This window comes from Xanthomonas cassavae CFBP 4642 (genome assembly GCF_000454545.1).
In the GTDB taxonomy this organism is placed as follows: Bacteria; Pseudomonadota; Gammaproteobacteria; order Xanthomonadales; family Xanthomonadaceae; genus Xanthomonas; species Xanthomonas cassavae.
The window spans coordinates 4,743,388-4,769,333 of the sequence record NZ_CM002139.1 but is presented as its reverse complement, the minus strand read 5'-3'; the positions used below and the strand labels follow the sequence as shown (position 1 = coordinate 4,769,333).

Sequence of the window (25,946 nt, the reverse complement as noted above, 5' to 3'; positions counted from 1 at the left end):
CGCCACCTCGTTGGCTTCAGGTGACAGCAGCATCCACCCAGCGCGGCGCAGATCCTGCGACAGGCGGCTGATGGTCAGGGCTAATCAGGAAAGAAAAAGAGAAATCGAAGAAATCGAAGAAGGTCGTGTAAATAGGCTTTGGAACGAAATTGAAGAAATGGAGATCGGCGCTATTCATGCTCTTGTGAGCTTGCGAAATTCTAAAAAAAATTCGATTAACTGAATTTTGAATTAAATCAAAAGTTTCAGGTGGGCGTTGACGTGGCTAATCCTGGCCGCAGTTATCTTTTCCGCCCTCTGGGAAGTCCTGCGCGGTTACGGTCACGCCACTCGATCACCTCGCCGGCCACCCAGCTGGCCGGCCTCATCGTCAATCTGACCGGAAAGTCCGGCCTGCACGCCACGGTCTCTAGCACAGTGCGCGGCGCGAGTCCGAGCAGTTGGCCGACCGCCTCCGCATTGATGGCCCGTAGTTCCCAGGGCACTGGTGCTGTTGAGTCGTCCATCTGGGCGTCCGCTTTTTGAATTGCCTTGAACGTGCGTCAGAGGAATCTCAAGGGGCGCGACGTTTCTTGTCTCCTGACCCTGGGATATCCAGCTTGTTGGACCTCCACGACGGAGATGCTGGAGCTGGCGCTGCGGTTGGCTCAACTGCAGATCGCAGCACTACCGGCCAGCCATAGGCGTCCAGATAGTGCCGGATCCCGTTCTGGCGCAGGAAGAGCGCCTGCCGTGCCCGCTGGGGACTTCGGCAGAGCGCTCTTACCTCATCTCGTGACAGGCACAGTTCCGACATGACATGTCGCCTCTATCCAGTTGAGGCCGATTACAGCACAGAACGCAGTTTGCATCTGCTTTGCTGGCAGGCGAATCGAGCCCGTGCAGCCATCCCGCAATCGCACCTTCTGCGACAGTGCACCTTACTCTTGAGGTATGAGTGACCACCGCCGAAGAAGCGTCCCCAGCCCGCCCGGCTCCTCGCATGAGCAGTTCGCTGGGTTGATCGATCTGATCGCTGAAGCCGTGGCGGCGAAAGTGGTGGCCCAGCTTGGGCAAAGCCTGTCGGCTGCCCCGCCGGCTATCGAGCGTCCAGTGCATGTGCTGCCTGCATCTGATGGCCGGCCCCGCCTTTTGCGCATCGCACAGGTAAAGGACCGGGTTGGGATGTCTCAGACAACCATTTACGATCGGATCAAGAAGGGCACGTTTCCCAGGCCGGTGCCGCTTGGAACGCTGGTAGCTTGGCTGGAGCCGGAGATTGATGCATGGATCGCTCTGCCTGCGTAGCCAATCGTTCAGGCGTCCAGCCAGGTCACGAGCGCTGAGGTTGCGCCGGCTGATGGCTCACCAGATCGCCAAGTTGCGGGCCGCGACTTAGCAGAAATCCCCCGGGTTGCCCGGAAACCCTTGCGGGACAAGGGGGCTTGCATCCAGGTGCCGGCACCATCTTGCAGACTGTCGCTGATTATTTCCGATCCGCTGCGTTTTTTCGCGACGTGCGGCGTGCGGCGTTTGTCTTGCTTGCCGTGAGCGTTCTGCGCGCGGCAGCACCATGCGCTTCGTCCAGGCGGTGACGTCGCCAGGTCCAGGCTGCGCGCCACCACATTCGAGAGGCGGTGGCGCCGCGTTGCGTTGCTCAGGCCGGCCGGCCCCCCGAGAGCAACTGCAGCGCGGCAGTCCTGGCGTCGGCGTGCGCATCGCTGCGCAGGCGTTCGGCAGCGGCAGCGACGACAAGTGCCAGTGCCTGGCGCAGCACGCTGTCGGCGTCGGCGCTGGCGTCCACCACGTGTTTGCCCGGCAACTGCAGGCCGTTGAAGATCGCGCGGCAGCGTTCCAGGTTGTCCTGGGTTTCGAAATGGTTGGGTGCATCGCCGCGGGCGCGGATACGCGACAGGCCGGTCGGCGGCGGCAGATCGAGCAGCAGCAGGACGTCCGGGCGCGGCGCGAAGGCGTTGCGCTCCAGCAGCGCGTCCAGCGGCAACCCGGCGGCGCCCTGGTAGGCGACCATGGAAGGAAAGTAGCGGTCCAGGATCACGATGTCGCCGCGGGCCAGCGCGGGCGCGATCAGGGTCTCCACGTGTTCGTGGCGATCGCGGATCAGCAGGTCGGCTTCTTCGTCGGCGCTCAGGCGGCCGGTCGCGGCGGATTGGCGCAGCTGCGTGCCCCAGGGGCCGTTGGTCGGTTCCTTGCTCAGCATCACGCGCGCGCCGGCCGTCTGCAAGGTGGTTGCCAGGCTGCGCGCCAGCGTGGTCTTGCCGGCGCCGTCGATGCCTTCGATCGCGATCAATAGCCCGCCGGGCTTCAGTTCGATTGTCATCGCGCTACTTTATCTGATCGGGGCGACAGACCAGTAGCCAGCAGCGCGTCGGCGCCCATGCCGCGATGGCTAGCGGCGGTAGCCATGCCGTGGTCGAGTGCGATGGACTGGGCTTGCCGGCTGTGCGCACCGCAACGGCGAGGTGCGGACACCTGTGCCAGAGCGTCTTGCACCGCGTGCTGCGGGGACCGCGCGCCGGCGCACCGCGGCGCCTGCGCCAGGCACGGGCCAGATGGCAATCAAGTGCAGACCAGGCAGAGGCCGACACCGGCGACACGTAACGTCGTTATTGCCTGACTGATATCACGGGTATGTCTTGTGTGCTGTCGGGATTGTCCCGATGCCGGTGTTTCTGTGCACTGGTCATACTGAATAAGTCAGACGCAGCGCTCATTCGTGTCACGACTGAGTCGCGTTTCTGGCTTCAAGGAAGATGGACGCGTCGCCGCCACCCTAGAGGCGGCATCCCCCGCGTGACGCCCTCTCAGGCCCGTCGTGACCGGATTCCTTGTTTATCGTTCTGCATCAACCGCATCAACCGCATCAACCGCGCAGCCCATGCGGCCGATCAGGTCGCCGAGGTATAGCGGTAGGACAGCAGCGACTTCACCAGGAACGTGATCTGGGTGGCCGAGCGCGCATCCACACGCATCACCGGAATACGGAAACCTTCGGCGACCAGGCCATCGCGAAACGGCGGCAACGGAAAGTCTGCGACCTCGTCGGTCATGGTGATGCCCACCGCCAGGCTGGCGTCGGGTGCGATCTGCGCAAACTCGCGTAGCAGCGCCAGGGTGGTTTCGGGCATCTGCGGATCGCGCGCATTGGCCAGCACGACCACTCCCAGCGCGCCGTCGCAGACCAGCGGCCACATGAAATCCAGGTACTTCTGCCCCGGCACGCCGTAGACGTGCAGCAGCTCGCCGTCTTCCAGTTCGATCGAGCTGTAGTCCAGCGCGACCGTGGTGTAGGTCTTGTCGCCGTAGGCATCCTGGCTGAGCGGCATTTCGGTGCTGACCGGTTCCACATCGGAGATGGCGCGCACGGCGGTGGTCTTGCCGGCGCCCATGCCGCCCACGAACACCAGTTTGTTGGCTGGAAGACTCATGACTGCGCCTGGAAAAGAGTGAGGCCGAACCGGCGTGCGATCCAGGAAAAAAACCGGGAATTGCTGCTGCTGCCCGGACGAGGCGGCAGTGACGGCACGGGAATCTCCGCAGTCTGGGCAAGGCCGCTGGCGAGTGCGGCGGCGAACAGGCATTCCACCGTCTGCAGCGGGAGCTTGCACGCCGTGGCCAGCGCCTGCGGGCGCCATGGGCGGGCATGCAGGTGGGCGATGGCGAGCAACCGCGCCGGCGAACTGGTCTGCGCGCTCAATTCTGGCCACTGCCGCAGCTGCAGCGCGTTACCGGGTTCCACCGCCGGCAGGGCGGGGCGTAGATGCTCGGGCAGGGCGAAATACAGCGCTTCGAAGGAAACGCGCTGCGGCAATGGGGTGCGGGCATCGTCGGCCGTGCGCTGCCAGCCGGAGCGGTCCAGCGCAGCGATCAGCTCATCCAACGCGACGCCGGCCGGCAGATGCAGGCAGTGTTCGACAGGATCCACGCGCACCTGCAGCCCCGCGTTGCGCACCACCACCACGCCGGCACCGAATTCGCCGCGGCAATGCCGCAGCAGCAGCGCCGGCTCGGCCACCGGAGTGGCGTGTGGCGAGGACAGCAGCAGGCGCATCTGCTCGTTGAGCTCGCGCACGGTGGCGCCATGCTTGAGCCAGGCGCCGGCCATCGGCGTACGCGAGACCATCAGCACGCGCACCGGCTGGCCCTGCAGCGCCTGCCATGCGGCCAGGCCATCGGCGGCTTCCAGGCCCAGCACCACCACATCGGCCGCATGTTGCGGCCATTCGCCCAGTTGCACGTCGATGCGCTCGGCGAGCAGCAGCGAGCACGCCAGTTTCAGGCGCGTGGTGTGCAGCAGGTCCAGGCCGGCCGTGGCGACCCGCATGGCGTGGATGGGTGTGGTCATGAGAGGGCGCCGTCTGGGCGCAGTGACGCGACAACGCCTGCCGGCTTGCACCGGCAGGCAGGGCCGGCGACGCGGGTGCGCCGCCGGACAGGCATCAAGCGAAATCCAGGGTCTTTTCGAACGCCTTGAGTTCGTGGCGGGCCATCGCCAGATTGGCCTTGGCGCGGTCCAGCACCACGTACAGGAACAGCGTGCCGTTGCTTTCCAGCGGACGCAGCAGGTGGTACTGGCGCGACAGCGTGATCAGGATATCTTCGATGGTGTCGTGCAGGCCGAGCTGCTCGGCGATGCGGCGCTTGGCACGCACCACTTCGGTATTGCCGGCTGCGGCCAGTTCCAGGTTGAGTTCGGTGCCACCGGTCATGCCCAGCGCCATGCCGCTGTCGCTGTCGACCAGCGCGGCGCCGACAAAACCGGCGAGCGAATGCAGTTGTTCCAGATTGAGCTTTGACATCGGTGGTCCCCTTCCAAACGGTTAGAAAAATCGGTGCGCTCGTGCAAGCACGAACACTGCCAATGGCATCAGCCAGCCGGTGGTGCCAGCGCAGTGGCCAGGCGGCCGGCGCAGTCGCGCGCGTTGAACAGCAGCGCGGCGGCATTGAGGTCGGCGCTGCCCACGGCGGTCAGTGTCAGTGGCTTGTCGGCGCGGATGCGGATCAGCACCAGTTGCCCGCCGCGGGTGCTGATGGTGGCGTAGCCGGCTTCGCTGAGGCCCGATTCGCGCGCCAGGGTCTCGCCCAGGGTCAGGAACGAATTGGCCATTGCCGCAAGGCGACGCCCGTCCACATCCAGGCTGGATTGCTCGGTGATGGCGCGGCCGTCGGCGGTGGACAGCATCAGCAGGGCAATGCCCGGCTCGCGCTCGATGGTCTGCGCGAACTCGCGCCCGATACGCTGCACATCGTAGAGATGCGCCGCCCGCGCGACTTCGCCCACGGCAGCCTTGACGACCTGGTTGACGGCGTTATGCGGCATGAAACTTCCCCTGTTGCTGATGGCCCGAGCGCGTACGTGATGCGTGTCCTGCGCTGGCCGGCGCACCATACCACCCTGGTATTAGTGCTAAGTCATATCAGCCTCAGGTGTTTCACTGGGCGGTCAGACAAGCAGAATCTGCAAAGTCCAGCGCGCCACGAACTGCCGTGGCACGTCACAGTAGCGGCGCGGTAAGGCAGATCTAAACCCGTCCGTTGTACGGCCAGGCGCAATGCGAGCCCCATGCCATGCTGCGCTGCCGCGCGTCACTGCGCGGGCGCACCACTAGACTGCACGGCTTTATCGATGCTGGAGCAACGCATGGCAACGCAGTACGTGCCGGTTTCCCTGATTGGCGTTCCCACCGACATCGGTGCCGGCCACCGCGGCGCACGGATGGGCCCGGAGGCGCTGCGCATCGCCGGGTTGCAGGAAGCGCTGGCCGGGCGCGGGGTGGAGGTGCGGGATCTGGGCAATCTGGATGGTCCGCGCAATCCGTGGCAGCAGCCGCAGGCCGGCTACCGGCACCTGGACGAGGTGGTGGCCTGGAACCAGGCCCTGATGGATGCCAGCTACGCCGAGCTGCAGGCCGGCCGCATGCCGGTCATGCTGGGCGGCGACCACTGTCTGGGGATCGGATCGATCACCGCAGTGGCCAAGTACTGCCGCGAGCAGGGCCGCCCGCTGCGGGTGCTGTGGCTGGATGCGCATTCGGATTTCAATACCAGCGAGGTGACCCCCTCGGGCAACGTGCACGGCATGCCGGTGGCCTGCCTGTGCGGGCTGGGCCCCCAGGCGCTGACCCACCTGGGTGGCAGCGCGCCGGCGTTGTTGCCCGAGCAGGTGCGCCAGATCGGCATCCGCTCGGTAGACCCGGAGGAGAAGCGGCTGATCAAGCAGCACCGCATCGACGTCTACGACATGCGCTACATCGACGAGGCCGGCATGAAGCGCACCATGGAGGCGGCGCTGCAGGGCATGAGCGCCGACACCCATCTGCATGTGAGCTTCGATGTGGATTTTCTCGATCCCAGTATCGCGCCAGGGGTGGGTACCACGGTGCCGGGCGGCCCGAACTACCGCGAGGCGCAACTGGTGATGGAGATGATTGCCGACACCGGCCGTATGGGGTCGCTGGATATCGTCGAGCTCAATCCGGTGCTGGACAACCGCAATGCCACCGCCGAGTTGGCGGTGGATCTGGTAGAAAGCCTGTTCGGCAAGTCGACCCTGATGCGAGATTGATCCAGCGCTGAACGCGGCACGCTGCCGTTCACATCAAATCCACGGCCGCGCAGTCAGATTTGGCACCAAGCGAGGTGCGATCGCACCAGGCGCAGACCGAGGAAGACCTATGAAGCGACTGCTGACACTGATGGTGCTGGGCCTGTTTTCGGCCGGCGTGATGACTGGCTGCAACACCGTGGCCGGTGCCGGCAAGGACATGCAGGGCGCCGGCGGCAAGGTCGAGAAGACCGCCGAAAAATGCAGCGACGGTAAGTGCTGATTCGCCACCGTTGCGTGGTGCTTGTTCAATTTGATTGATCTGCGGCAACGCGCCGCTTACCCATGAAGGAGTCTGCTATGAAGCGTGCAATTGTGCTGTTGGTGCTGTCGGTGTTCTCGGTCGGTATGCTGTCGGGCTGCAATACCGTCGCAGGTGCCGGCAAGGACGTGCAGGGCGCTGGCGAGAAGGTGGAAGACGCCGCGCGCAAGTGATCCACTTGCTGCAACGGTGAACAAAAACGGGCCGAAAGGCCCGTTTTTTCTGGCGTTTATACGGGCGCTGCCGCAAATGGCGGGGCTTTCCCGGCAAGGGCGTTGCGGCCTAACCGTTCATGGCGGTGAGCATGTGCTAGACATCTTTTGACCTGTGCAGAACGTGCCCGAAACCAAGCTGGACGCACGGTCAATCGCGACCGCATGCAGCGGAGAACCGCAATGAACAAAGACATCATTTCCGGCAAGTGGACCCAGCTCAAGGGCCAGATGCAGGCCAAGTGGGGCGATCTCACTGACGATGACTTCAAGGTTGCAGAAGGTAACGCCGAATATCTGCAGGGCAAGTTGCAGGAGCGTTATGGCTGGGACCGCGACCGCGCCCAGACCGAGGTGCGCGCCTTCGAGAAGTCGCTGCACGACGACCGCTGAGGCTACTCGCCCGCTCGCCTCCGGGTTGAGCATGTCGTCTGGAAGGCGGGCCACATGCGGCCGCCTTTTTTGTGGGACAACGGCAGCGCCGGGGAGGCGGATGGGGCGGCGCGGAACCGTTAAACTTGCCGGCTGATTCCCTGGCCTTTGCAGATGACCACTCGCGTTCTTACCGGCATCACCACCTCCGGCACACCGCACCTGGGCAACTATGTCGGTGCGATCCGCCCCGCCATCCAGGCCAGCACTGCCGCCGATGCAGAGAGCTTCTATTTCCTGGCCGACCTGCACAGCCTGATCAAGGCGCAGGATCCGGCGCGCACGCAGCGCTCCACCCTGGAAATCGCCGCCAGCTGGCTGGCCTGCGGGCTGGACCCGGACAAGGTGTGGTTCTATCGCCAGTCCGATGTGCCGCAGACCAACGAGTTGATGTGGCTGCTGACCTGCGTGGCCGGCAAGGGCATTCTCAACCGCGCGCATGCCTACAAGGCGGCGGTGGACAAGAACCGCGCCGACGGCGAGGACGACGATGTTGGCGTGACCGCCGGCTTGTTCATGTATCCGGTGCTGATGGCGGCCGATATCCTGATCTTCAACGCGCACAAGGTTCCGGTGGGCCGCGACCAGATCCAGCACATCGAAATGGCGCGCGACTTCGCGCAGCGCTTCAACCATGTGTACGGCCGCGACTTCTTTACGCTGCCCGATGCGGTGATCGACGAGCAGGTGTCCACCTTGCCGGGCCTGGATGGCCGCAAGATGAGCAAGAGCTACGGCAACACCATCCCGCTGTTCGCCCCGCGCGAGGAGCTGCGCAAGCTGGTGTTCTCCATCCTGACCGATTCGCGCGCGCCGGGTGAGCCCAAGGACACCCAGGGTTCGGCGCTGTTTCAGTTGTACCAGGCCTTCGCCACGCCGGCGGAGACCACGGCCTTCGCGCAGGCGTTTGCCGAGGGGATCAGCTGGGGCGACGCCAAGCAGCGGCTGTTCGAGCGCATCGATCGCGAGATTGCGCCGCTGCGCACGCGCTACGAGGCACTGATGGCCGAACCGGCCAAGATCGAAGCGATTCTGCGTGCCGGCGGTGCACGCCTGCGCGCGCGCTACGCCACCCCGCTGCTGGCCCAGCTGCGCGACGCGGTGGGCCTGCGCGACCTGTCCGATCAGGCGGGCCCGGCGGCAGTGCAGGCCGGCGAAAAAATCGCCTTGCCGGTGTTCAAGCAATACCGCGAAAGCGACGGGCAGTTCTATTTCAAGTTGAACGATGGTGCCGGCGCGTTGCTGCTGCAGAGCGATGGCTTTGCTTGGCCACGCGATGCCGGGCAGTTGATCGCGTGCCTGAAGCAGGCCGTGCAGGCCAGCGATCTGCAGTTGCCGGGTGTGCATGCCCAGGCCGATGCCGATGTGATTCTTGCCGCGGTGCAGGCGCTGCGCGAGGCCTGATCGCAACGGCAAGGCGGGGCTTGGCCGGATGCGTATGGCCAGTGCATCGTGCGTCGTGCAGGAGGCTGGCGGTGTGTGTGTCCGGCGCTCGACCGTGCCAGATACCTCATGCTCATGCTTGGAATCGTCGGCGCCGCGTGCGCGGTGACTGGATCTGCAGCGCAGCTGCGAAGTCATTGATTGCGCTGCTGCGGTGCTCGACTGGAGCCCATGACCCCGGACCGCCACCGCAGTCCAGGGAATCCATCGGTATGCCGCTGTCGCGGCGCACGTTCCGGTGGGTGCGGCGCAGTCCGGAGAACGCCACTGCCGGTGCGCCAATGGCGATACGGCACGGCACGGCGCGCCGATGATGGTACGGTCGTGGCGTCACTCGTCGTGCAGCTACGGAGTCGCAATGACAGCACCGGTTGATTCCAGCATTCATACTATCGATACCGGCTTTGGCGGGGCGCAGTTCGATGCGGCATACCTGATCGTGGAGGCCCAGCGCGGCGCCTTCATCGATTGCGGAACATCGTTGTCGGTGCCGCGCCTGCTTGCTGCCGTGCAGGCGGCCGGGCTGACGCCTGCGCAGGTGGACTGGTTGATCCTGACCCATGTGCATCTGGATCACGCTGGCGGTGCCGGCGCCTTGCTGCAGCACCTGCCCAATGCGCGCGTGCTGGTGCATCCGCGCGGTGCGCCGCACATGATCGACCCCACCCGCCTGATCGCCGGTGCCACTGCGGTGTATGGGCAGGAAGAAATGGCGCGCAGCTATGGCCAGATCGTGCCGGTGCCAGCCGAACGGGTGGTGGAGGCTGTCGACGGGCAGGCGGTGCTGCTCGGCGAACGCGCGCTGTGCACGGTCGATACTCCCGGACATGCGCGGCACCACCTGTGCGTGTGGGATGCGCGCTGCCGCAGCTGGTTCACCGGCGATACCTTCGGCCTGTCGTATCGCCAGCTCGATAGTGCGCAAGGTGCCTTCATCCTGCCAACGTCCTCGCCGGTGCAGTTCGAACCGGAGGCGATGCTGCACTCGATCGCGCGGCTGATGGAAGCCGCGCCGCAGGCGATGTATCTCACCCACTATGGCCGGGTCGAATCGCCCGGCCCGTTGGCGCAGACGCTGGTGCAGCAGATCCACGCGATGACCGCGATTGCGCTGGGCTGCGCGGCACACGCGGATCGCCACCGCTGCATGGTGGCGGCGCTGACCGCGCTGTACCTGGAGCGTGCCCGCCAGCACGGTTGCCGGCTGGACGATGCGGCCGTGGCGCAGCTGCTGGCCACCGATATCGAACTCAACGCGCAGGGCTTGGGCTGCTGGCTGGATCGTGCGGCGCGTTGAGACGAGGTTGGTGCTGCGCCGATGCCAATAGCCTTGTGTGTAGAAGGGAGATGCCGGTGTGCCAGCGGCTGCTTCGTTGTTTCAACAACCGCTTCCTGGCCCGCGCTTGTAAACTGTCTGTCATCCATCCGTTGCAAGGCCTCACCGTGAATCCGATGCGCATCCTGTTGTTGTCCGCCTGCTTGTTCGTGGGAGGCGTGGCGCAGGCCGCCAACGATCTGCCCGGTGGCGGCATCGATGCCGACGCGTTGTCGCGGCACGTGCGTCTGTTGGCATCGGACGCATTCGAGGGCCGTGCGCCGGCCAGTGCCGGCGAGCAGCGCACCGTCGATTACCTGGTTGAACGATTCAAGGCGGCGGGTCTGCAGCCCGGTGGCGAGCAGGGCCGCTGGACGCAGGCGGTGCCGCTGGTGCGCGCGCAGGTGGAGGGACCGGTGCAGGCGACCCTGCGCGTGGGCGGCAAGCCCCAGACCCTGGTCAATGGCACCGATGTGACCTTGCAGAGTCTGCGTCCGCAGGCCGCAGTGGCGCTGAAGAATGCGCCGCTGGTGTTCGTGGGCTACGGCATCAGCGCGCCGGAGCGGCAGTGGGACGATTACAAGGGCGTGGATCTGCGCGGCAAGATCGCGGTGGTGCTGATCAACGATGCCGACTTCGAGAGCGCGCAGCCGGGCGCATTCGATGGCAAGGCGGTGACCTATTACGGCCGCTGGACCTACAAGTACGAAGAAGCCGCGCGGCGTGGCGCGGCCGGCGTGCTGATCGTGCACGAGCCCGCGCCGGCCGCGTACGGCTGGGCCACGGTGCAGAGCTCGGGCCTGTCGCCGCTGTTCGATATCGAACGCAGCGATGCCGATGCCCGCGCGCAGCATGTGCAGGTGCGTGGCTGGATGCAGCACGCACTGGCACAGTCGCTGTTCAAGCAGGCCGGGCTGGACTTCGAGCAGGCCAAGGCGCGCGCGCAGCAGCGCGACTTCGCGCCGGTGGCGCTGGGCGATGCGCGCCTGTCGGTGGACTTCAAGCTCAAGCGCGAACGCGTGGTCACCCATAACGTGGTGGCCAAGCTCACCGGCAGCCAACACCCGGACGAGACGGTGATCTTCTCCGCGCACTGGGATGCGTTCGGAATCGGCAAGGCCGACGCCTCCGGCGATACGGTGCGCCGTGGCGCGGTGGACAACGCCACCGGCGTGGCCAGCGTGCTGGAACTGGCGCGCGTGTTCGCTGCCGGCCCCAGGCCGCAGCGCACGCTGTACTTCATCGCGTTGACTGCCGAAGAGAAGGGTCTGCTCGGTGCCAACTACTATGCCGCGCATCCGCTGGCGCCGTTGGACAAGACCGTGGCGGTGCTCAATATGGAGATGTTCAGCCCCGATGGCCCCACCCGCGACATCGCTTCATGGGGGCGTGGACGGGTGTCGCTGGAAGGGGATCTGGAGCAGGCCGCCAAGGCGCGCGGGCGCACGTATTCGCCGGATCCGAATCTGGAAGCGGGCTTCTTCTACCGCGCCGACCATTTCGCTTTCGCGCGCATGGGCGTGCCGGCCATTACCGCCGGTCCCGGCCTGGACATGCGCGAGGGCGGCGTCACCAAGGGCAAGGCGCTGCGCGAGAAGTATTTCGCCGACTGCTATCACCAGCCCTGCGACCGCTGGAGCCCGCAGTGGGATGCCAGCGGACATGCCGCCGATACCGCGCTGGTCTACGACGTGGGCGTTGCGCTGGCCAATGGCCGGCAGTGGCCGAGCTGGCAGGATGGCTCGGAATTCAAGGCCATCCGTGCGCGCAGCGACGCGGCGCGCAAGTAAGCACGGCCAACGAACCTGCTGCGTAGCCGCCAGGCGGGCGCAGCCGGTGCCCGGGATCCTTACCTAGCCCGCGTACACGCCGGTTGCTGCGCGCCGTCCAGATTCACCTGACGATTGCTCGCGACGTTTTTCAGCGAAGGCGTGATGGCCTCGCTGTCCGGGGCGGCTTTGGATACCCGGGCCACAATGCATGCCTCGCCCCGGCGGCGATGCAGCGGCACCAGTAAATCCCGTCCTAGCGCGACCAGGGCCAGCCAGGGAGTGCGACGCTGCATGGGCATTCCATCGTGACGATAGCGCGCGGGCGTGCGCTGCCTGTGCGGCGTGGGCGCGTGCAGGTGATCTAGAATCGAAGCTCCCGCTGCAGTTGGCAGGTCCGATGTCTTCCTCTCACGATGCTGCCGCGCCCGCGCCCGCGCCCGCGCGCAGCGGGTTGGTCGTTATTGCGTTGTTGCTGGTCTACGTGGTCTGGGGCTCGACCTATCTGGCGATCCGGTTCGCGTTGGAAGGTGGGGCGCAGCCACTGACGATGGTGTCCGGTGCGCGCTTCATCATCGCCGGCAGCGTGCTCTATGGCGTGCTGCGCTGGCGCGGCGTGGCGGCGCCCACGCGCGCGCAATGGAAGAACGTGGCCTTGATGGGTGCGGCGCTGTTGCTGCTGGGCAACGGCATGGTGGTGCTGGCCGAGCGCAGCGTGTCCTCGGGCCTGGCCGCCACCGCGGTGGCCTCGGTGCCGTTGTGGATGGCCTTGTTCGGCGCCTTGCGCGGGCAGCATGCCAGTGGCGGCGAATGGCTGGGCATCGTGATCGGATTTTTGGGCGTGGTGTGGCTCAATGCCGGCAGCAGCCTCACCGCCACGCCGGGTGGGCTGGTGCTGTTGCTGATCGCACCGATCGGCTGGGCATTCGGCTCGGTGTGGTCGCGTGGCCGCGATCTGCCATCGCCCTTCATGACCGCCGCCGGGCAGATGCTGTGCGGTGGCGTATTGCTGGTGAGTACCGGCCTGCTGATCGGCGAGCGCCCGCATGCGTGGCCAACGCCGCACGGGCTGATGGCGGTGGCGTACCTGTGCGTATTCGGTTCGATCGTGGCATTCACCGCCTATGTGTGGCTGCTGCACCACGTGCGCCCGGCGCTGGCCGGCAGCTACGCCTACGTCAACCCGGTGATTGCGGTGGCGCTGGGCGCGTGGCTGGGGCATGAGCGGTTCACTGCGCACGACTTCGGCGCAATGGCGGTGATCCTGGCGGGCGTCCTGGTGGTCACCCTGGCCAAGGCGCGGCGATGAGCGCGCCGGTGCCGGTGTCGGCAGTGGAAGCGCGGCGCGGTCTGTTGATGACCGCCGCGAGCTTTGTGATCTGGGGCCTGGTGCCGTTGTATTGGCATCTGCTCAAGGTGGTGCCGTCGCTGCAGATCATTGCGCACCGCATCGTGTGGAGCGCAGTGCTGGTCGTTGCGTGGCTGGTGGCGAGCTCGGGCCTGCGGTGGTGGCGCACGATTGCTGCACAGCCGCGCGCGCTGTGGATGCTGGCGGCCAGCAGCGTGGCGATCGCCTTCGATTGGGGCCTGTATATCTGGGCCATCAACGCCGGGCATGTGATCGAGGCCAGCCTGGGCTACTTCATCAATCCATTACTGAGCGTGTTGCTGGGCGTGCTGGTGCTGAAAGAGCGCCTGCGCGGCATCCAATGGCTGGCGGTGGCGTGCGCGGCAGTCGGCGTGTTGTGGCTGACCCTCGATGCCGGGGCGCCGCCGTGGATTGCGCTGGGGCTGGCAGTCTCGTTCGGCCTTTACGGGTTGCTGCGCAAGCTGGTGGCGGTAGACCCGGTGGCCGGCCTGGGTGTGGAAAGCGTGTACCTGTTCGTACCGGCATTGCTGGTTGCCGCATGGGGCGAGCAGGGCGATGGCGGCGCGTTCTTCAGCGGCTGGGATCTGCGCACCGATCTGTTGCTGATCTTCGGTGGCGTGGTGACGGCGGTGCCGCTGATCGGATTTGCGTACGGCGTGCGGCGGATCCCGCTGTCGCTGGTGGGCATCCTGCAGTACATCGGGCCGAGCCTGCAGCTGCTGCTGGGCGTGTGGTTCTTCCATGAGCCGTTCGACCAGGCGCGCGCGATTGGCTTTGCTGCGATCTGGGTCGGGCTGCTGCTGTTCGTCGGCGATAGCGTGCTGCGTGCGCGGCCGCCGAGCGTGGCGCGCTGACCGGTAGCCGCGCCAGTTGCACAGCGCGGCAAGCGGTGGTGGGTGATCACGCGCGCAGGGCGAGGTTCAGCCTCTGACGCAGTCACCAGACGGGCGCGTCCGGTGCTCGAAACCACCGCGTGCGCTCCGGTTCTGAGGACGTCTTCCACACCTAGCTGACGATGGCTCGCCAACGCGTGTACGCCGCTGCTAGCTACGCGGCACCGTCATCGGCGTTGCGACCGCCAGCGTGGAGGCTGGCAAGGGTTGCGGCGCAGGGCAGTGGGCCGGATCCTGCCCGGTCTGGGCCAGCCACTGATCGATCGGGCCACCGAGCAGGTCCAGCCGCAGCGGCAGGCTCAGATGCGTTTCGCCGGGCAGTTCCAGGTAATGCGCACGCGGACTGGCCAATGCCAGTGCGCGGCCATGCGTCACCGGAATGTGCTGGTCGGCATCGCCGTGCAGGAGCAGCACGCAGCTGCGCGTGTGTGCCAGCGCCTGGACCACATCGACATGGTCCAGATCCAGCTTGAGCTGGGCATCGGCGGCGGCGATCACCGCATCGATGTTCTGGTCGGCGTAGCGCCAGCGCGCATAGGCCGCCACCGCCTTCCCCCGCCAGCCGCTGGGCTGGCTGGCCAGCAGGTGCGGCACCATGTCGCGGATGCCGCGGCCGGCATTGGCAAAGGATTCCATTGCCACCACGCCGGCGACGCGCGGGCCAAGCTTGTCGGCGGTAAACAGCGCCGTGGCCGCACCATAGGAAATGCCGAACAGGTACAGCGGCCCCTGGATTTCGCCACGCGGCTGCAATGCGTTGAGCACATCGATCACGTCATCGGACTCGCGCGTGCCGTAGCCCGACGGGCCGCCACCGGAATGGCCGTGGTTGCGCAGATCGATGGTGATCACCCGGTAGCCGGCCTGCGCCAGCTGCAGCGACCAGGGCAGCAGCGAATCGCCATCCATCATCCAGCCGTGCAGCAGCACGATGGTGCCGCGTGGTGCGGGCGACGTGGCGGTGGGCACGGAGAAGGTGAAGTCCACATCCAGCGCGTGCGCCGGGTCGTGGCGCTGGCCCAGGTAGCGATAATGCATGGCGTACTGGCCGGGATCGATCGCACGCCAGAAGATCGGCACCTGATCGCGCGTCACCACATGGCCGCTGCGGTTGGGCACCGTGGCGATGGTAGCGGCGATGCGCTCTTCGTCCAGCAAGGGCGACACGCTGCCGGGCGCGACCAGGCGCTCGCTGAGCGAGGTGGAAGACGAAGAACAGCCGGCCAGCCACAGGCAGGCGCAGGCCAGCAGAAGCAGGCGCGTCATGGCAGTACATCAATGGAGCAAACGGCCGAGCAGGCTACGGCCTGCCGGCCCGCGCATCTACCGCACTGCGGTGACAAAACCATGACAGCCTGCAATATGTTCAGCCGCAGCAGCGCATTTGCTCTGCTTTGGCTGTCACGATTCCCCGCTCCCGATTCCCCATTCCCGGCGGGCCACCGCCCGCCTACACCTCACGCAAGGCAGTGGTGATTGGCAACCGCGCCGCCCGCAGGGCCGGAAACAGCCCACCCACCAAGCCGATGCCCAGCGCCCATTTCAGCCCGCTCCACAGCAGCTCCGGCGAGACCTTGAACTGGAACACCACTTGGCTGAAGTTGTTGCCCAGCGTGGAGACCGTGTAGCCATTGAACACCGCCCAGGCGATCAACCCGCCCAGCAGCCCGCCCAGCAGCGCCAGCAACATGGTTTCCAGCATCAGCGCCATGATCACCGGCGTGCCGCGAAAGCCGATCGCGCGCATCGTGGCGATCTCGCGCGCACGCGTGGCGACCGCCGCATACATGGTGTTGAGCGCACCAAATACCGCGCCCACTGCCATGATCGCGCCAATCACCGTGCCCAGGATGCTGATCAACCTGTTCAAGCCGCCGCCCTGCTTGCCGTAGTACGCGCGGGTGGTTTCCACATCCAGCTTGAGCCGCGGGTCGGCGGCCATGGCGGCCTTGAACTGCGTAAAGCCAGCCTTGCCGGTGGTGCGCACATTGATCGACTGGTAGGCGCTGCGGTTGTAGGTGGTGGCCAGCGTCTGCGCATCGGTCCACAACTCCGAATCGTGCGCATCGCCGGAGGCGAACACGCCGACCACGGTCCACTGCTGGCTGCCGAGCGTGAGCGTCTTGCCCAGCTCCAGCCCGCGGAACTGGTTCAACGCGCCCTTGCCGACCACCAGTTCGCGCAGGCCGGGGGTGAAGCGGCGCCCCTGTGCGATCTTGATCTTCTGGTGCACCGCCCAGGCCTGCTCGCCCACGCCACGCAATTGCGCGTTGACGTCGGTGCCATCGACGCGCGAGGCGATGTTGACCACCTGCGACAACTCCGGCGACACCTGCGGGCGCCCGTTGGCATCGCTGGCGATGCCGGGCAGGCTGCCGATCAGTGGCACCAGGTCGCGGGTGATTACCGAATTGGTCTCCGCCTGCGAGCCGCCGCGCAACACGATCGCGGTGGCGTCGCCGCCGGTGCTGTTGAGCGTGGCCTGGAAGCCCTCGCCCATTGCCAGCATCGCCACCAGCACGCCAACCACGCCGGCGATGCCGACCACGATCACCGAGGTGGACCCCCAGCGCTGCGGCAGGCTGGCGATGCCGATGCGCGCGGCCGCCAGCGATAGGCGACCGCTGCGCGTGGCCACCAGCCACAGCGCCAGGGCCACCGCGATCGCCAGCATGCCGATCCACGGCAACGCAATCCAGATTCCCAGCCCCACCGCCAGCACCACCACCGACAGCAGGTTTGCACCACGGTTCTTCCATTTGCTTTGCATCTGCGCGCTCCTGTCAGCGGCCGGCGAGGGCATCGACGATCTTCAAGCGCTGCGCGCGTAACGCCGGCAGCACACCCACCACGAAGCCGATCCCGACCATCAGGGCCAGCGCAACCAGCCAGGTCTGCAGCGGCACGCTCTGCGTGGGCATCAGGCCGCCGCTGCGCGCGGACACCGCCGGGATCACCAGCGCGGCCAGGCCCATGCCGATCAAACCGCCCAGGCCGATCAGCAACACCGATTCGATCATCACCAGGTCAACACCGTGCGGTCCTGGAAGCCCAGCGTCTTGAGCGTGGCCAGCTCCGGAATGCGCTCGCGCACCGCTTGCGCCATGGTGTTGCCGGTCAGCAGCAACAAGGTGAAGAACACCGCGGCCATGATCGAGGTGACGATCAGGCCGATATCGGCGAACTGCTTGACGAAGGCCTGCTGGAACGCCGATTCGGTCTGCGACTTGGTTTCGTGATCGGAGTTGGCCGAGAGCGCATCGATGGCCTGCGCCACGCGCGAGGCCTGGTCGGGATTGCTCAGGGTCACCGTCATCCAGCTCACCTGGTTCTTGATGTAGTCGTTGGATTCATCGAAATATTTCCAGTTCATCATCAACCGGCGTTCCTGGTTGGCCGCCACCGTGCGGTCCTTCATGCGGAAGATGCCGACCAGCTGCAACGGCCAGTCGTTGCTGCCGCTGCGCGGGAAGATGGTGGCCTGCAGCGGAATCGTATCGCCGATCTTCCAGCCGAACTCCTTGGCCAGGGTTTCGCCCACCACCGCGCCGGTGCGCGTGGTCTGAAAGGCCTTGAGCTGGTCCTTGGGCAATTGGCACTCGCTGTAGACGTCGAAGAAGTTCGGCGCCACCGAGAAATTGGGGAAGAAATTCTTCGGGTCGCGGTAGATGCCGCCGAACCACATGGCCGAGGTCACATCGCGCACGCCCGGCACGCTGCGCACCTGCGCTTCCAGGCGGATCGGCAGCGACTGGGTGATCGACAGCCGCGAGGCCACCACCAACCGGTCCACCCCACTGACGCTGCCGCCGGAGGTGAACGCCACGCGCACCGAATCGAGCATGCCGAATAACAGGAATGCCGCCACCACCGACAACAACGTCAACAAGGTGCGCGTCTTGCTGCGGAACAGCTGCGCCCACACCAGCGAGAGATACTTCATGGCAGCGCTCCTTCAGAGCACGAGTGGCGCGTCGGCCAGCTCGCCCTTGTCCAGATGGATGGTGTGGGTGGCGTACTCGGCGGCCTTGGGGTCGTGGGTCACCATCACGATGGTCTTGCCGTGTTCGCGGTTGAGTTCCTGCAGCAGGCGCAGGATTTCCTCGGCGTTCTGGCGGTCCAGATCGCCGGTGGGTTCGTCGCAGATCAGGAAGGTCGGGTCGGACACGATGGCGCGCGCGATCGCCACGCGCTGCTGCTGGCCGCCAGACAATTCGCTGGGCTTGTGGCTGCGACGTTCCTGCAGACCGACCAGGGTCAATGCGATCTCGGCATTGCGCTTGCGCTGCGCGGCATTGAGCGAGGTCAGCAGCAGCGGCAGTTCCACGTTCTTCTGCGCGGTGAGCATCGGCATCAGGTTGTAGAACTGGAAGACGAAGCCGACGTGATGGCTGCGCCAGGTGGCGAGCTGTCCGCCGCTCATGCGGTCGATGCGCTCGCCCTCGATCTCGATCTCGCCGCCGCTGGGGCTGTCCAGGCCGCCGATCAGATTGAGCAAGGTGGTCTTGCCGGAGCCGGACGGCCCCATCAGCGCCACGAAATCGCCGCTGGTAATCTCCAGATCGATGCCGTGCAGCACCTGCACCTGCTCGGGGCCGCGTTGGTAGGTCTTGGTGATGTTGCGCAAGCTGACAAGAGCGGTCATGGCGAGTCCTGGCGATGCAAGGGAAGAGGGAACGAAGGGCGGCACGGCAACGGCGACTGCACAAGCGGCGGGGCGGATGGCGCTGCTGTGGCAGCGATGCAACAGGGCACTGAACACATCTGGTGTGCGTGTGATCGGGATAACCGGCTTCAACAACTGGTGGCATCAACAAGCGACTGCGCAGCACCCGTGGCGGATGCGGGCATTGCACCAGGTGGGCTTGCCCGGAGCGATAGCAGCGCTGCTCCCATACAACGCTGCGATCACCGGCTCCAGCCCACTGCGGTGTTGGTGCCACATTGCGGCATCCCTGCACAGCAGCAACGACAACACGGACTGCGCCGCGGCCGCAGCGTCTGCGCGCTGCGACCACGAATGGTCATTCGGTCGCGTCAGGCTCCGCTGCGGCCACCGTGTCGCCATCCTTCAAGGTCTGCGGAGGGTTGAGCACCACGCTGTCGCCCGCATTCAAACCGGTGACCACCTGCCGGTCCTGGCCCATCACCATGCCGGTGGTGACGGCCCTGGCGGCCACGGTGTTGCGTTCACCGACCACGAATGCCAGCGTGGCGCCATCGCGTTCGACCAGGGCAGCGGCCGGCACGCGCACGCCCTGCGGCCTGGACGCCTGCTGCGGTTTGGCCTGCTCCAGGAAGCTCACCCGCACGCCCATTTCCGGCACGATGCGCGCGTCCTTGACCTTGAAGGCTACCCGCACTTTCACCGTGGCCTTGCCGCGGTCGGCAGTGGGAATGATGGCGATCACCTCACCGGGAATCTTCCAGTCCGGGTAGGCGTTGAGCACCGCTTCCACCGGCATCTTCGGTTGCACGCGGCCGATGTAGGACTCGCCGACTTCCACTTCGATCTCCAGCGAGTCCATGTCCACGACGGTGCCGATCCCGGTGCGGGTGAAGCCACCGCCGGCCGACAACGGCGAGACGATTTCGCCCGGCTGCGCGGCCTTGGCGGTGACCACGCCGGCGAACGGCGCACGCACCACGTTGAAGTCCGAACGGATACCGGCAATGGCCAGTTGGTCCGATGCCACCTGCACGTTGCGTTGTGCATTCTGCAACTGCGCACGCAAGGCATCGCGTTGCGCGGTGGCCTGTTCGTACTGCGAGTGCGAGACCAGCTGCGCGCCGACCAGCGACTGCAGACGCGTGGCATCGGCATTGGCCACCGCCAGCTGCGCCTGCATGTTGTCGACCTGGCTGCGCGCGGCCGACAGCTGCGAGGCCGACAGCGTGCGCTGTGCATCGGCATCCAGCGGGTCGAGCGTGGCCATCACCTGGCCTTGTTCGACGCGCATGCCTTCTTCGATCATCACCTCGCGCACCTTGCCGGTGACCTGGGCCGATACCGTGGCCATGCGCCGGGCAACCACGTAACCGGACGCATCCAGCACCGATGCGCTGCTGCTGCCGGCACCGATCGCCACCACCGGTGCGGTCTGCACCTTGAGCACCGGAGTGCGGGTGAACCACCACGCCGCCGCTGCCAATACCAGCACAAGGACGATGGCGGCGATGATCCAGCCGCTGCGGCGTGCAGGCGGCGGCGCGGCAGGGCGCTGGCGGTCGATGCGAAGTTGCTTGAGCAGATCGGCGGATGTGTTCATCGAGAACCAGGACAGAAGGCTGCGCAAAATGTGACCGCCTGCAGGGCGCGCCGCAAGCTGCCGGAAGTCACCAACCCCAACGCGGCGACAAACGGTAGGGCGATCGGTGCAGTGGCAATGCCGCGCAGCATGCGGCCCGAGCGCAAGACCCACCAGTGACAGCTGTCACCTTCAGGCCATGACAGGCGCGACTGTGTGTCGGCGGCGCAGACGCGCAGGCTGGTGCTACCGAACAACCGTCGGATCTCGCATGCGCCAGCACCCCCTCAATGGAATGCAGTCTTGCAGGCAGCGCTGCAGCGCGCTGCGCGAGGGCTTTGCGTGAGCAGGCGCACGTATGAGGCCGCTGATCGGGGTCACTCTGCGATGCCGCGTGCCCAGGCGGACCCGGCAGTGGCAGAATCCGCTGAACGACAAGGTTCATTCCGATGCATGCAAGGCTCCCGGCCTGGCTTCGTCCGGCCGCAAATTCGCAAGTGGCCGCGCGCCTGGCGCAAGGTCAGTCGCCATGGATGGACTGCGTGCACCTGCTGTGGTCGGCCTGGGTGTTCGTGGTGCCGGTGTTCTCCCCGCGTGGCTATGACAGCACCTGGTTGTTGTGCACGATGGTGTCGTATCCGCTGTTCCTGCTGCTGTATGCGCGCATGTTGCTGGCGCCGCGCTGCTGCCGATGTATGCCTCGGGCATCAGCTACTTCGTGTTTGCCTGCCTGAGCCTGCGCCCTTCCACGCGGCATGCGCTGTGGCGGCATTTCGCCACCGTGCTGCTGATGAACGCGCTGTACCTGGCCTGGGCGCGCTGGCTTGGGCTGGGTTGGCAGGGGTTGGTGTGGTTGCCGGTGTCGGTGCTGGGCATGGCCGCGGTCGGCGCGGTGTACAGCATCAACGAACGCAAGGACGCGTTGCTGCGCCTGTCGCAGGACGAAGTGCGTCGGCTGGCGGCCACCGCCGAGCGCGAGCGCATCGGCCGCGATCTGCACGACCTGCTCGGCCACACCTTGTCGCTGGTCGCGCTCAAGTCCGATCTGGCCGCGCGCCTGATCGAGCGCGACCCGCAAGCGGCGCGTGGCGAGATCGATGCGGTGGCGCAGATCTCGCGCGATGCCCTGGCGCAGGTGCGCCGCGCCGTCACCGGCATTCGCGCCGCCGGCCTGGTGGCCGAGCTGGCGTCGGCAAAGGTGCTGCTGGACATGGACGGCATCGTGCTGGAACACACGCTGGACGCGCTGGCTCTGCCGCCCGAGCACGAGACCGCTCTGGCGTTGGTGGTGCGCGAGGCAGCCACCAACGTGCAACGCCACGCCCGGGCCAGACGGGTCCGGGTGAGCCTGCGCGCGCAGGACGGCCGGGCGGTGCTGGAGATCACCGATGATGGCCGCGGCGGGGTGATCGTGCCCGGCAATGGCCTGGATGGCATGCGTGCGCGTCTGCAGGCCCTGGGTGGCGGGTTGGAGGTGGACGCGTTGCCACGCGGCACGCGCCTGCGCGCCAGCGTGCCGTTGCCGCACCCCATGCCGGGGCCGGCCCATCCACCAGTGCCGCTGCCCCTGGTGCCGCAACCGCGCTGAGCGCTCACCGGATCGCTGCACGTCGTCGGCCTGCGCTGTTATCGTGCGCAACCGTTGCACAACTGCGAGCGCGAGCGATGATCCGGGTGTTGTTGGCCGAAGACCAGGCCTTGCTGCGTGGCGCGCTGGTGGCCCTGCTCGGGCTGGAAGACGATATCGACGTGGTCGGCAGCGCCGGCGACGGCGAGAGCGCCTGGCGCGAGCTGCAACGGCTGCAGCCGGACGTGCTGGTCACTGATATCGAAATGCCTGGGCTGAGCGGCCTGGAGCTGGCCCAGCGCATCCAGCGCCAGGCGCTGCCGGTGCGGGGCATGATCGTCACCACCTTTGCGCGCCCCGGGTTTTTGCGGCGCGCGCTGGATGCCGGTGTGGCCGGCTATCTGCTCAAGGACGCGCCGGCCGAACAGCTGGTCGGCGCCTTACGCCAGGTGCATCGCGGCGGCCGGGTCATCGACCCGCAGCTGGCGCTGGATGCGTGGGTGGAAGCGGACCCGTTGAGCGAGCGCGAACGGACGGTGTTGCGCCTGGCCGGCGAAGGCCGCTCGGCCAGCGAGATCGCCCAGCAGCTGCAGTTGTCGCACGGCACCGTGCGCAACTATCTGTCCGAATGCATCGGCAAGCTGGGCGTGGCCAATCGCATCGAAGCGTATCGGCTGGCGCGGCAGAAGGGCTGGTTGTAAGGGCCGGCAGGTGTTGCGCCTGGCGATCGCTACTGACGCATTGCAGCTTGCGCCAGTCGAGCATTGTTGAACGCACGGCGGAGGCGGCCAGGGCGTTCAAGCGTCACAGCGCATGCCGGTGATTGGTCGCTGTACTGCAGCCATGTCCATCGTGCGCGCGCGTGCGGCATCTTGCAGGCAAGCGCACTGCGACGTTGCGCATTGCGCGCCCGCCTGGCAATCGCTTCCACACGCGGCAGCTTGCCTCGGCGATCGGTTGCGCAGCGATCAACAGCTATTCCAAATGCGTGCGAAGGCATGCCATCGCTGCGCAGGTACACTGCGCAGCGATCGTCGTCACCGCGAGTCACCGCATGAAATCCATGTGCCTGTTGGGCCTGCTGCTGGCCTGCGCATTCAATGCGTCCGCCGAGCAATTCAAGATCCTGGTGGCAGCCATTCCCAACCAGTATCACCACGACTATATCCCTGTTGCCAAGCCGCAATTCGAAGCGATGGCGCGCAAGCATTATGTCGAGATGGTGTGGGCATGGAATGCCAAGGCCTTCGATGGCGATCTTTCGCAGTACGCGGCCATCGTGCTGCTCAATACACCGGCCACCGACCTGGATCCGGCCCAGCGCGCCAACTTCCAGGCTTACGTGCGCAATGGCGGCGGCGTGGTCGCCGTGCACAAGGCATTTGCGATCAAGCGCGGCGACTGGGAGTGGTACGACCATTTGATCGGCCGCTCGTTCCGCACCCACCCCTACCTGCAGACCGCAATGGTCGACGTGGTGGACGCCAATTTCCCGGCCACCGCCGGCCTGCCCAGGCGCTGGGTGTGGAGCGACGAATGGTACGAGTACGGCCCGCCCTACAGCGATGATCTGGTCACGCTGCTGACGGTGGACGAAACCAGCTACGACCCCACGCTGATCTGGCCGGGCCAGGTCGCCAAGGGCATGGGCAAGCACCATCCGGTGGCGTGGTACCACCGTTTCGAGGGCGGCCGCGTGTTCGCCACTGCGCTGGGCCACCAGGCCGAGGCCTACAACGACCCGCGCTATCTGGAACATCTGTATGGCGGGATTTACTGGGCCGCCACCGGCAAGGGCATCGAAGTGCCTGCACCAGCGATTAAATGAAAACACCAGCATTAAGCCGCCTTCCTCGCGTAGAAAGAGGAACGATGCCTCCCTCCACGGGAGCGGGGTTGGGGTAAGGGTGCGGGGCGCAGCCACCTGAGAATGGGAATTGCGAGGCTTCGCCCGTACCCTCATCCGCCCCTGCGGGGCACCTTCTCCCCCATGAAGGAGGACAATGTCCCGACCGGAGAAGGGACATCAAGCCACTCTCCCTCCGGGCGAGAAGGCACGGGTTGCGCGCCACGGGCGCGCGTGCCTTGGAGCGCCTGCGCCGCAAGCGCAGGCCGCGACGCGGAGCGGGGGGTAAGGGTACGGCCGCGCAGCGAACTCACTTCGTGCACGTCGTCTTCCCCCCCATCCAATCTATCGACGCGCCGACCGCTCCCCACGCGCCATGCTGGAAAACACCCCGTCGCGGCGCACCCAGGCATGGAACAGTGCTGCGCTCAGATGCCCCAGCACGGTGGCGAACAACAGATACGCCAACCAGCCATGCGCCGTGCGTAGCCACGCGTACAGTGCCGGGTCGTGCGGAGCGATCGGCGGCAGGTGGGCGCCTGGCCACAGCACGATCGGGTAGCCACCGGCCGACAGCATCGCCCAGCCGATCAGCGGCATGCCCAGCATCAACGCATACAACAGCCAATGCGAGGCGATCGCCGCGGCCTTCTGCCAGGCCGGCAACTCCGCAGGCAGTGCCGGCGGCCGATGGCGCAGGCGGTTGATCAGGCGCAGCACGGCCAGGACCAGGATCGCGATACCCAGCGGGCGATGCAGGTCGATCAACCACGGCCGTTGCGTCACCGAGGCGACCATACCGACGCCGACGAACAGCATGGTCAGGATCATCGCGGCCATCAGCCAATGCAGCACGCGCGCGGGAAGATTGAAATGCGTCGGACGGCTCATTGATGTGCTCCCTGGCCGGTGGCGGCACTGCCCTTGCCGCTGGCGATCTCGCGCTCGCGACGGTTGAACGATTGCGAATACACCGACGAGCGCGCGGCCAGGATCGGGTCGTTGGAGGCGGCAAGGCCCTTGGGCAGAATCAGCGGATCGTAGTTCAGATCGCGGCACGGCCCGCTGGCCTGCGGTTGCGCATGATCCAGGGTCAGCGTGCCGGCCACGATCTGCTTGCGGCTCTCCGGCCACGGCTGCGAGGGATCATCCACCGCATCGCCCGGTTCGGCCACGGTCAGCACCATGTCCCAGCGCAATGGCCCCTGCGCCAGCCGCGCATCCAGATCGGCGGCGAGAAAATCGCCATCGGCCTGCTTGCGTTGCTCGGCGCTCAATTCCTTGAACGGCGTATGCGGGCGCATCGACCAGCGGATGTAGCGCTCGCGCCCGTCGGCCGCAATCGCGCGGAAGGCATTGACGCCGTTGTACTGCGTATTGGCCCAGCTATCGGACCAGGGCGCGGTCTTGGCCCACTGCTGGAACTTGGCCGCCTCCGGATACTGTTTGCCGAACGCCGCAAGTTTCTCCGGATCCGGTTTGCCGGTGGCCGGGTCGGGTCTGGAGGCCACGTTCAAGGCCTGGAAACCGGCCGGCGTGGACACCACGAAGAACGGAAAGCTGTTCATGGCCGTGCGCCACTCCTGCCCGTCGTCGCTGCGCAACAGCAGCGCCATGCTGCGCACGCGCGCCTGCCCATCGGCGCCATGCGGGTCGCCACCGCCGATCGACATGCGTCCCAGCACCGGCGTGCTGGTCTGGCCGAACACCCGCGCCGACGACAGCCAGCTCGCCTTGCCACTGGACTGGAATTGCCCGCTCACGCACACGCCTTTTGTATGCGCGCGCCGGAAGCCCGGATGCGGCGGGCCGCTGGATTCGATGGTATCGGTCATGCGTGCGGCGGTGAGCCGGTCGCCGCCGATCCAGCCGGCGGTCCAGGCAAAGGCGATGGCGATCCCACCGGCGATGGCAGCAATGCCCAGCAACGGCAGCACCGGGCGGCGCGTGTGTCTGGGGGAGGGAGGTGGCAACGTCATGGCTGGCTCC

The 25,946-nt window shown here is 66.3% G+C and carries 26 protein-coding genes and 2 pseudogenes; 14 read left to right on the top strand and 14 right to left on the bottom strand.

Annotated features, from left to right (window positions below; translation table 11 throughout):
* Positions 1-223: hypothetical protein (locus XCSCFBP4642_RS30245; protein WP_235048244.1), on the top strand; the 223-nt coding region annotated here is incomplete at its 5' end.
* A gap of 330 nt (positions 224-553) precedes the next feature.
* On the opposite strand, the gene XCSCFBP4642_RS27770 is transcribed toward XCSCFBP4642_RS30245, so the two are convergent.
* Positions 554-796, bottom strand: coding sequence for a DUF4224 domain-containing protein (locus XCSCFBP4642_RS27770; RefSeq protein WP_084624619.1), 243 nt, complete (start codon positions 794-796; stop codon positions 554-556).
* 203 nt (positions 797-999) lie between these two features.
* Here XCSCFBP4642_RS27770 and XCSCFBP4642_RS26015 point away from each other — a divergent pair, with 203 nt between their 5' ends.
* Positions 1,000-1,287, top strand: a complete 288-nt coding sequence (locus XCSCFBP4642_RS26015; protein ID WP_200859721.1) for a helix-turn-helix transcriptional regulator — start codon at positions 1,000-1,002, stop codon at positions 1,285-1,287.
* Between the two features lie 349 nt (positions 1,288-1,636).
* Here the strand turns inward: XCSCFBP4642_RS26015 and tmk are convergent, their stop codons facing one another.
* From tmk to XCSCFBP4642_RS0121215, 5 genes are all read right to left on the bottom strand, one after another.
* Positions 1,637-2,317: a dTMP kinase gene (gene tmk / locus XCSCFBP4642_RS0121235; protein WP_029221533.1), complete on the bottom strand. Its 681-nt coding sequence runs from the start codon at positions 2,315-2,317 to the stop codon at positions 1,637-1,639.
* 568 nt (positions 2,318-2,885) lie between these two features.
* Complete coding sequence (locus tag XCSCFBP4642_RS0121230) at positions 2,886-3,425, bottom strand: GTP-binding protein (RefSeq protein WP_029221532.1); 540 nt, start codon at positions 3,423-3,425, stop codon at positions 2,886-2,888.
* Positions 3,422-4,342: a hypothetical protein gene (locus tag XCSCFBP4642_RS0121225; RefSeq protein ID WP_029221531.1), complete on the bottom strand. Its 921-nt coding sequence runs from the start codon at positions 4,340-4,342 to the stop codon at positions 3,422-3,424. The genes XCSCFBP4642_RS0121230 and XCSCFBP4642_RS0121225 overlap by 4 nt, the downstream gene beginning before the upstream one ends.
* Positions 4,343-4,436: 94 nt before the next feature.
* Positions 4,437-4,796: a roadblock/LC7 domain-containing protein gene (locus XCSCFBP4642_RS0121220; RefSeq protein WP_029221530.1), complete on the bottom strand. Its 360-nt coding sequence runs from the start codon at positions 4,794-4,796 to the stop codon at positions 4,437-4,439.
* 68 nt (positions 4,797-4,864) lie between these two features.
* On the bottom strand, positions 4,865-5,317 hold the full coding sequence (locus XCSCFBP4642_RS0121215) for a roadblock/LC7 domain-containing protein (RefSeq protein ID WP_029221529.1): 453 nt from the start codon (positions 5,315-5,317) through the stop codon (positions 4,865-4,867).
* A 321-nt stretch (positions 5,318-5,638) separates the two neighbouring features.
* Between XCSCFBP4642_RS0121215 and rocF the strand changes: the two genes are divergently transcribed.
* The 7 genes from rocF (at position 5,639) to XCSCFBP4642_RS0121180 (ending at position 12,055) form a co-directional block, all read left to right on the top strand.
* Complete coding sequence (gene rocF, locus XCSCFBP4642_RS0121210; protein WP_029221528.1) at positions 5,639-6,562, top strand: arginase; 924 nt, start codon at positions 5,639-5,641, stop codon at positions 6,560-6,562.
* 109 nt (positions 6,563-6,671) lie between these two features.
* Complete coding sequence (locus tag XCSCFBP4642_RS0121205; RefSeq protein WP_010374875.1) at positions 6,672-6,824, top strand: entericidin A/B family lipoprotein; 153 nt, start codon at positions 6,672-6,674, stop codon at positions 6,822-6,824.
* A 77-nt stretch (positions 6,825-6,901) separates the two neighbouring features.
* Entirely contained in the window at positions 6,902-7,036 is a 135-nt protein-coding gene (locus XCSCFBP4642_RS0121200; protein WP_029221527.1) for an entericidin A/B family lipoprotein, read from the top strand.
* A gap of 222 nt (positions 7,037-7,258) precedes the next feature.
* Positions 7,259-7,468 (top strand): CsbD family protein, encoded by a 210-nt coding sequence (locus XCSCFBP4642_RS0121195; protein ID WP_029221526.1) that lies wholly within the window; start codon positions 7,259-7,261, stop codon positions 7,466-7,468.
* A gap of 153 nt (positions 7,469-7,621) precedes the next feature.
* Positions 7,622-8,911 carry a tryptophan--tRNA ligase gene (locus XCSCFBP4642_RS0121190; RefSeq protein WP_029221525.1) on the top strand — a complete coding sequence of 430 codons (1,290 nt, stop codon included), beginning with the start codon at positions 7,622-7,624 and terminating at the stop codon, positions 8,909-8,911.
* Positions 8,912-9,308: 397 nt separating this feature from the next.
* On the top strand, positions 9,309-10,247 hold the full coding sequence (locus XCSCFBP4642_RS0121185; RefSeq protein WP_029221524.1) for an MBL fold metallo-hydrolase: 939 nt from the start codon (positions 9,309-9,311) through the stop codon (positions 10,245-10,247).
* A gap of 155 nt (positions 10,248-10,402) precedes the next feature.
* A complete protein-coding gene (locus XCSCFBP4642_RS0121180; protein WP_053329648.1) occupies positions 10,403-12,055 on the top strand; it encodes a M28 family metallopeptidase in 1,653 nt (550 codons plus the stop codon).
* Positions 12,056-12,114: 59 nt separating this feature from the next.
* Here the strand turns inward: XCSCFBP4642_RS0121180 and XCSCFBP4642_RS30240 are convergent, their stop codons facing one another.
* On the bottom strand, positions 12,115-12,330 hold the full coding sequence (locus XCSCFBP4642_RS30240) for a hypothetical protein (RefSeq protein ID WP_228325736.1): 216 nt from the start codon (positions 12,328-12,330) through the stop codon (positions 12,115-12,117).
* Positions 12,331-12,434: 104 nt separating this feature from the next.
* Here XCSCFBP4642_RS30240 and yedA point away from each other — a divergent pair, with 104 nt between their 5' ends.
* Together yedA and rarD are read left to right on the top strand one after the other, a co-directional pair.
* Complete coding sequence (gene yedA, locus XCSCFBP4642_RS0121175; RefSeq protein WP_029221522.1) at positions 12,435-13,343, top strand: drug/metabolite exporter YedA; 909 nt, start codon at positions 12,435-12,437, stop codon at positions 13,341-13,343.
* Complete coding sequence (rarD, locus tag XCSCFBP4642_RS0121170) at positions 13,340-14,257, top strand: EamA family transporter RarD (protein ID WP_029221521.1); 918 nt, start codon at positions 13,340-13,342, stop codon at positions 14,255-14,257. The genes yedA and rarD overlap by 4 nt, the downstream gene beginning before the upstream one ends.
* A gap of 189 nt (positions 14,258-14,446) precedes the next feature.
* On the opposite strand, the gene XCSCFBP4642_RS0121165 is transcribed toward rarD, so the two are convergent.
* The 5 genes and pseudogenes from XCSCFBP4642_RS0121165 to XCSCFBP4642_RS0121145 form a co-directional block, all read right to left on the bottom strand.
* A complete protein-coding gene (locus XCSCFBP4642_RS0121165) occupies positions 14,447-15,562 on the bottom strand; it encodes an alpha/beta hydrolase family protein (protein ID WP_029221520.1) in 1,116 nt (371 codons plus the stop codon).
* Positions 15,563-15,746: 184 nt separating this feature from the next.
* Positions 15,747-17,066 (bottom strand): ABC transporter permease, encoded by a 1,320-nt coding sequence (locus XCSCFBP4642_RS0121160; RefSeq protein WP_029221519.1) that lies wholly within the window; start codon positions 17,064-17,066, stop codon positions 15,747-15,749.
* A 13-nt stretch (positions 17,067-17,079) separates the two neighbouring features.
* Positions 17,080-18,239 (bottom strand): annotated as a pseudogene (locus tag XCSCFBP4642_RS25540) (ABC transporter permease).
* 12 nt (positions 18,240-18,251) lie between these two features.
* On the bottom strand, positions 18,252-18,941 hold the full coding sequence (locus tag XCSCFBP4642_RS0121150) for an ABC transporter ATP-binding protein (RefSeq protein ID WP_029221518.1): 690 nt from the start codon (positions 18,939-18,941) through the stop codon (positions 18,252-18,254).
* A 379-nt stretch (positions 18,942-19,320) separates the two neighbouring features.
* Positions 19,321-20,565 carry an efflux RND transporter periplasmic adaptor subunit gene (locus tag XCSCFBP4642_RS0121145; protein WP_029221517.1) on the bottom strand — a complete coding sequence of 415 codons (1,245 nt, stop codon included), beginning with the start codon at positions 20,563-20,565 and terminating at the stop codon, positions 19,321-19,323.
* Positions 20,566-20,993: 428 nt separating this feature from the next.
* Here XCSCFBP4642_RS0121145 and XCSCFBP4642_RS25535 point away from each other — a divergent pair.
* From XCSCFBP4642_RS25535 to XCSCFBP4642_RS25530, 3 genes and pseudogenes are all read left to right on the top strand, one after another.
* Positions 20,994-22,132: pseudogene (locus XCSCFBP4642_RS25535) on the top strand (sensor histidine kinase).
* A 77-nt stretch (positions 22,133-22,209) separates the two neighbouring features.
* Positions 22,210-22,812: a response regulator transcription factor gene (locus XCSCFBP4642_RS0121135; RefSeq protein WP_029221516.1), complete on the top strand. Its 603-nt coding sequence runs from the start codon at positions 22,210-22,212 to the stop codon at positions 22,810-22,812.
* Between the two features lie 353 nt (positions 22,813-23,165).
* Entirely contained in the window at positions 23,166-23,939 is a 774-nt protein-coding gene (locus tag XCSCFBP4642_RS25530) for a ThuA domain-containing protein (RefSeq protein ID WP_033899496.1), read from the top strand.
* A 363-nt stretch (positions 23,940-24,302) separates the two neighbouring features.
* Here the strand turns inward: XCSCFBP4642_RS25530 and XCSCFBP4642_RS0121125 are convergent, their stop codons facing one another.
* Both XCSCFBP4642_RS0121125 and XCSCFBP4642_RS0121120 read right to left on the bottom strand, forming a co-directional pair.
* Positions 24,303-24,848, bottom strand: coding sequence for a cytochrome b (locus tag XCSCFBP4642_RS0121125; protein ID WP_029221515.1), 546 nt, complete (start codon positions 24,846-24,848; stop codon positions 24,303-24,305).
* A complete protein-coding gene (locus XCSCFBP4642_RS0121120) occupies positions 24,845-25,936 on the bottom strand; it encodes a catalase family peroxidase (RefSeq protein ID WP_029221514.1) in 1,092 nt (363 codons plus the stop codon). Before XCSCFBP4642_RS0121120 ends, XCSCFBP4642_RS0121125 begins: the two co-directional genes overlap by 4 nt.
* Positions 25,937-25,946 lie beyond the last annotated feature (10 nt).

What these genes read in the sequence shown, in the direction of transcription:
- XCSCFBP4642_RS27770 (WP_084624619.1), bottom strand. Translation starts at nt 796, where the DNA reads ATGTCGGAACTGTGCCTGTCACGAGATGAGGTAAGAGCGCTCTGCCGA.
- tmk (WP_029221533.1), bottom strand. Translation starts at nt 2,317, where the DNA reads ATGACAATCGAACTGAAGCCCGGCGGGCTATTGATCGCGATCGAAGGC.
- XCSCFBP4642_RS0121230 (WP_029221532.1), bottom strand. Translation starts at nt 3,425, where the DNA reads ATGAGTCTTCCAGCCAACAAACTGGTGTTCGTGGGCGGCATGGGCGCC.
- XCSCFBP4642_RS0121225 (WP_029221531.1), bottom strand. Translation starts at nt 4,342, where the DNA reads ATGACCACACCCATCCACGCCATGCGGGTCGCCACGGCCGGCCTGGAC.
- XCSCFBP4642_RS0121220 (WP_029221530.1), bottom strand. Translation starts at nt 4,796, where the DNA reads ATGTCAAAGCTCAATCTGGAACAACTGCATTCGCTCGCCGGTTTTGTC.
- XCSCFBP4642_RS0121215 (WP_029221529.1), bottom strand. Translation starts at nt 5,317, where the DNA reads ATGCCGCATAACGCCGTCAACCAGGTCGTCAAGGCTGCCGTGGGCGAA.
- rocF (WP_029221528.1), top strand. Translation starts at nt 5,639, where the DNA reads ATGGCAACGCAGTACGTGCCGGTTTCCCTGATTGGCGTTCCCACCGAC.
- XCSCFBP4642_RS0121205 (WP_010374875.1), top strand. Translation starts at nt 6,672, where the DNA reads ATGAAGCGACTGCTGACACTGATGGTGCTGGGCCTGTTTTCGGCCGGC.
- XCSCFBP4642_RS0121200 (WP_029221527.1), top strand. Translation starts at nt 6,902, where the DNA reads ATGAAGCGTGCAATTGTGCTGTTGGTGCTGTCGGTGTTCTCGGTCGGT.
- XCSCFBP4642_RS0121195 (WP_029221526.1), top strand. Translation starts at nt 7,259, where the DNA reads ATGAACAAAGACATCATTTCCGGCAAGTGGACCCAGCTCAAGGGCCAG.
- XCSCFBP4642_RS0121190 (WP_029221525.1), top strand. Translation starts at nt 7,622, where the DNA reads ATGACCACTCGCGTTCTTACCGGCATCACCACCTCCGGCACACCGCAC.
- XCSCFBP4642_RS0121185 (WP_029221524.1), top strand. Translation starts at nt 9,309, where the DNA reads ATGACAGCACCGGTTGATTCCAGCATTCATACTATCGATACCGGCTTT.
- XCSCFBP4642_RS0121180 (WP_053329648.1), top strand. Translation starts at nt 10,403, where the DNA reads ATGCGCATCCTGTTGTTGTCCGCCTGCTTGTTCGTGGGAGGCGTGGCG.
- XCSCFBP4642_RS30240 (WP_228325736.1), bottom strand. Translation starts at nt 12,330, where the DNA reads ATGCAGCGTCGCACTCCCTGGCTGGCCCTGGTCGCGCTAGGACGGGAT.
- yedA (WP_029221522.1), top strand. Translation starts at nt 12,435, where the DNA reads ATGTCTTCCTCTCACGATGCTGCCGCGCCCGCGCCCGCGCCCGCGCGC.
- rarD (WP_029221521.1), top strand. Translation starts at nt 13,340, where the DNA reads ATGAGCGCGCCGGTGCCGGTGTCGGCAGTGGAAGCGCGGCGCGGTCTG.
- XCSCFBP4642_RS0121165 (WP_029221520.1), bottom strand. Translation starts at nt 15,562, where the DNA reads ATGACGCGCCTGCTTCTGCTGGCCTGCGCCTGCCTGTGGCTGGCCGGC.
- XCSCFBP4642_RS0121160 (WP_029221519.1), bottom strand. Translation starts at nt 17,066, where the DNA reads ATGCAAAGCAAATGGAAGAACCGTGGTGCAAACCTGCTGTCGGTGGTG.
- XCSCFBP4642_RS0121150 (WP_029221518.1), bottom strand. Translation starts at nt 18,941, where the DNA reads ATGACCGCTCTTGTCAGCTTGCGCAACATCACCAAGACCTACCAACGC.
- XCSCFBP4642_RS0121145 (WP_029221517.1), bottom strand. Translation starts at nt 20,565, where the DNA reads ATGAACACATCCGCCGATCTGCTCAAGCAACTTCGCATCGACCGCCAG.
- XCSCFBP4642_RS0121135 (WP_029221516.1), top strand. Translation starts at nt 22,210, where the DNA reads ATGATCCGGGTGTTGTTGGCCGAAGACCAGGCCTTGCTGCGTGGCGCG.
- XCSCFBP4642_RS25530 (WP_033899496.1), top strand. Translation starts at nt 23,166, where the DNA reads ATGAAATCCATGTGCCTGTTGGGCCTGCTGCTGGCCTGCGCATTCAAT.
- XCSCFBP4642_RS0121125 (WP_029221515.1), bottom strand. Translation starts at nt 24,848, where the DNA reads ATGAGCCGTCCGACGCATTTCAATCTTCCCGCGCGCGTGCTGCATTGG.
- XCSCFBP4642_RS0121120 (WP_029221514.1), bottom strand. Translation starts at nt 25,936, where the DNA reads ATGACGTTGCCACCTCCCTCCCCCAGACACACGCGCCGCCCGGTGCTG.